Raw genomic sequence first — 3,268 nt, 5'->3', positions numbered from 1 at the left:
CTTTCAGCGCCGATGGTACTGCAGGGGGGACCCTGTGGGAGAGTAGGACACCGCCGAACAATTATTCCGGGAAGCCCCGGGCCTTGTGCCCGGGGCTTTTCCGCGTTTCAGGGAAGAAATGCGCCGGCCCTTCCCCGGGCTTTCTGCGGAGGCCAGAGGGCAGGGAAGAAACTCAAAGGCGGCCGGCTGCCTTCAAGGCCAGGTAGGCGTCGGCGAGGGCCGGCGCGAGTTCATTCGGAATGGCATCGACGACTGTGACGCCATGCCGCGTCAGTTTCTCGGCGGTGCGACGGCGTTCGGCCTGGGTCTGTGCCGCGGCTGCGGCCTCGTACACGCCCTCCACGCTGCCGCGGGTGGCGGCCATCTCCTCGATGTGCGGATCGGCGACAGACGCGACCAGCAGCGTGTGACGCTGGGTGAGACGAGACAGCACGGGAAGCAGCCCCTCCTCGACGGGGGCGGAGTCGAGGCTGGTCAGTAGGACGATCAGGGCCTGGCGCGGGGCGTTCCCGATCGCGGTCGAGGCGAGGCCGCGCGCGTCGGTCTCGACGAGCTCGGGTTCCAGCGGCGCAAGGGCGTTGACCAGGGCAGGCAGCATGTCGCCCGCCGTACGGCCCTGCACCAGGGCCCGAACACGGCGGTCGTAGGCCAGGAGGTCCACCCGGTCTCCGGCACGGGCAGCCAGGACCGCCAGGAGGAGTGCGGCGTCCATCGCGGCATCGAGCCGGGGAACGTCGCCCACACGGCCGGCGGAGGTGCGGCCGGTGTCGAGGACGATGAGGATGTGGCGGTCCCGTTCCGGGCGCCAGGTGCGGACGGCGACCGTGGCCTGGCGGGCGGTGGCCCGCCAGTCGATGGAACGGGTGTCGTCGCCGGGTACGTAGTCGCGGAGGCTGTCGAACTCGGTGCCCTCGCCTCGGGTGAGGACGCTGGTGCGGCCGTCGAGTTCGCGCAGCCGGGCGAGTTTCGAGGGGAGGTGCTTGCGGCTGGTGAAGGGTGGGAGGACACGCACGGTCCAGGGGACCGTGTGACTGCCCTGGCGCGTCAGCAGACCCAGCGGGCCGTACGAGCGGACGGTGACGCGGTCCGCGGTGCGATCGCCGCGCCGGGTGGGGCGCAGACGGGTGGTGATGCGGCGGCGCTCGCCCGGTGGGACGGCCAGCCTGTGCCGGGCGGCCTCGATCTCCGTGCCGGGGAGCCAGCTGCTGGGCGGCCAGGCGTCGCGCAGATGCGCACGCAGGGGGCGGCGGGACGGATTGGTGACGGTGAGCTGGACGTCCGCCGCCTCACCAAGTCGAACGGATGTGTCGCCGGATCGGGTGAACTGGAGCTTGCGCACTGGCGCGGCGAGCGCGTAATCGCACACCATTGCTAGTGCGAGGGGGGCGTTGACGGCCGCGATGCCCGCCCAGCTGGGTTCGAGCACGCCGACGGGGATGCTGCCGAGGGCCGCGAGTAGCGCGGCTCGTCCGGTGAGTGCCATGGGTCCTCGGCTCAGCGGGGTACGGGGACGTGGGCGAGGATCGCGTTGATGACGGAGTCGGCGGTGACCCCTTCCATCTCCGCCTCCGGGCGAAGCTGGACGCGATGGCGGAGCGTGGGCAGAGCGAGAGCCTTCACATCGTCGGGGATGACGTAGTCGCGGCCGGTGAGCCAGGCCCAGGCACGGGCCGTGGAGAGCAGCGCGGTGGCTCCGCGAGGGGAGACGCCGAGAGTGAGTGAAGGGGATTCACGAGTGGCACGGCAGATATCGACGACATAGCCGGTGATCTCGGGCGAGACCGAGGTCTTGGCCACGGCGGTGCGAGCGGCTTCCAGATCGGCGGCGCCGGCGACCGCGCGGATTCCTGCGGCCTTGAGGTCACGCGGGTTGAAGCCCTCCGCGTGACGGGTCAGGACACCGATCTCCTCGTCCCGGGAGGGAAGAGAGACGGTGAGCTTGAGGAGGAACCGGTCGAGCTGGGCCTCGGGCAGGGGATAGGTGCCTTCGTACTCGACGGGGTTCTGGGTCGCGGCGACGAGGAACGGCTCCGGCAACGGGCGGGGCGTGCCGTCGACGGTGACCTGGCGTTCCTCCATGGCTTCGAGCAGTGCCGACTGGGTCTTCGGCGGAGTGCGGTTGATCTCGTCGGCGAGCAGGAGATTGGTGAAGACCGGACCCGGCTGGAAGGAGAACTCGGTGGTGCGGGCGTCGTAGACGAGTGAGCCGGTGACATCACTCGGCATCAGATCGGGGGTGAACTGGACCCGCTTCGTGCCGAGTTCGAGGGAGGCGGCAAGTGCCCGGACGAGCAGGGTCTTGGCCACTCCCGGCACGCCTTCGAGAAGGACGTGGCCGCGGCAGAGCAGGGCGACGACGAGTCCGGTGACGGCCGGGTCCTGGCCGACCACGGCCTTGCCGATCTCGGTGCGAAGCGCCTCGAGCGAGGCGCGTGCGCTGTCCGCGGTCTCTGCGGGCTGCACGCTCATGAAGTGCGTACCTCTCTTTCGAGGGCGTCTAGTTGGTCGGCGAGGCGGACGAGTCCGGTGTCGTCCGAAGGGGCCGGGCCGAAAAGCAGGGTGTGGAAGTCGCGGTCCATGTCGCCGAGTTGGGCGGACACGGAGGGAATGAGGGCCTCGGGCGAGTGGGCGTGCGCGTGTGGCACGCCGACCAGGGGGGCCAGGCGCGCCCGGGTGGCGGAGCGCAGTACGGCAGCCGCGCGGTCGCGGGCGTCGGTCTTGCGGTAGAGGCGTGCGCGTCCCTCGGCGGACTCGGAGGCGCGGACCACGACGGGGAGGCGCTCGGTGACCAGAGGGCCGAGACGGCGGGCCCGCCAGAGCACGGTGAGGACCGCGGCGACGGTGAGCTGGAGCAGTGCCCACGACCAGCCGGAGGGCAGGAGGTCGGCGAGGCTCTGGTCGCCTCCGTCGCCGGTTGCCGTGGGGTCGGACAGCGAGGGGAGGAACCAGACGAGATGAGGCCGGGAGCCGAGGAGTTGCAGGGCGAGGGAGGCGTTGCCCTGCTGGTCGAGACGGTCGTTGTACAGCGGGTCCGGGGCGCCGAGCAGGACGGTGTCGCCGCCGTTGGCGGCGGGCAGGCGGAGCAGCGTCGGGTCGCCCTCGGCGGCGTAACAGGCGTCGGCGTCAGGGTTGTCGGTGACATAGCCGAAAAGGCCGGTCTCGGCCGCGCCGGCGCGGGCGGCGGCGGGCAGGTCGCAGGCGGGCCGGTGGGCGGTGACCCTTCCTGCGGGCTCGGCGCGTACGCCGGGCGCGAGGGTGGGGACCGAGG

Annotated in this window: 3 protein-coding genes; all 3 read right to left on the bottom strand. The window is 71.4% G+C overall.

The window, feature by feature from the left end:
- Positions 1 to 172 precede the first annotated feature (172 nt).
- Complete coding sequence (locus GUY61_RS36510) at positions 173 to 1,483, bottom strand: DUF58 domain-containing protein (protein ID WP_166634597.1); 1,311 nt, start codon at positions 1,481 to 1,483, stop codon at positions 173 to 175.
- A gap of 11 nt (positions 1,484 to 1,494) precedes the next feature.
- Positions 1,495 to 2,469 carry a MoxR family ATPase gene (locus tag GUY61_RS36505; RefSeq protein ID WP_166634596.1) on the bottom strand — a complete coding sequence of 325 codons (975 nt, stop codon included), beginning with the start codon at positions 2,467 to 2,469 and terminating at the stop codon, positions 1,495 to 1,497.
- Positions 2,466 to 3,268, bottom strand: an 803-nt coding sequence (locus tag GUY61_RS36500; protein WP_166634595.1) for a DUF4350 domain-containing protein, incomplete at its 5' end; no start/stop codon positions are given. The genes GUY61_RS36500 and GUY61_RS36505, both read right to left, overlap by 4 nt.

The sequence above is a fragment of the Streptomyces sp. GC420 genome (assembly GCF_009916105.1).
Lineage (GTDB): Bacteria > Actinomycetota > Actinomycetes > Streptomycetales > Streptomycetaceae > Streptomyces.
This window is presented reverse-complemented; position numbering and strand designations above follow the sequence as displayed.

Bases quoted from the DNA above. Each gene is read 5' to 3' on its own strand.
- GUY61_RS36510 (WP_166634597.1), bottom strand. From the start codon at position 1,483: ATGGCACTCACCGGACGAGCCGCGCTACTCGCGGCCCTCGGCAGCATC.
- GUY61_RS36505 (WP_166634596.1), bottom strand. From the start codon at position 2,469: ATGAGCGTGCAGCCCGCAGAGACCGCGGACAGCGCACGCGCCTCGCTC.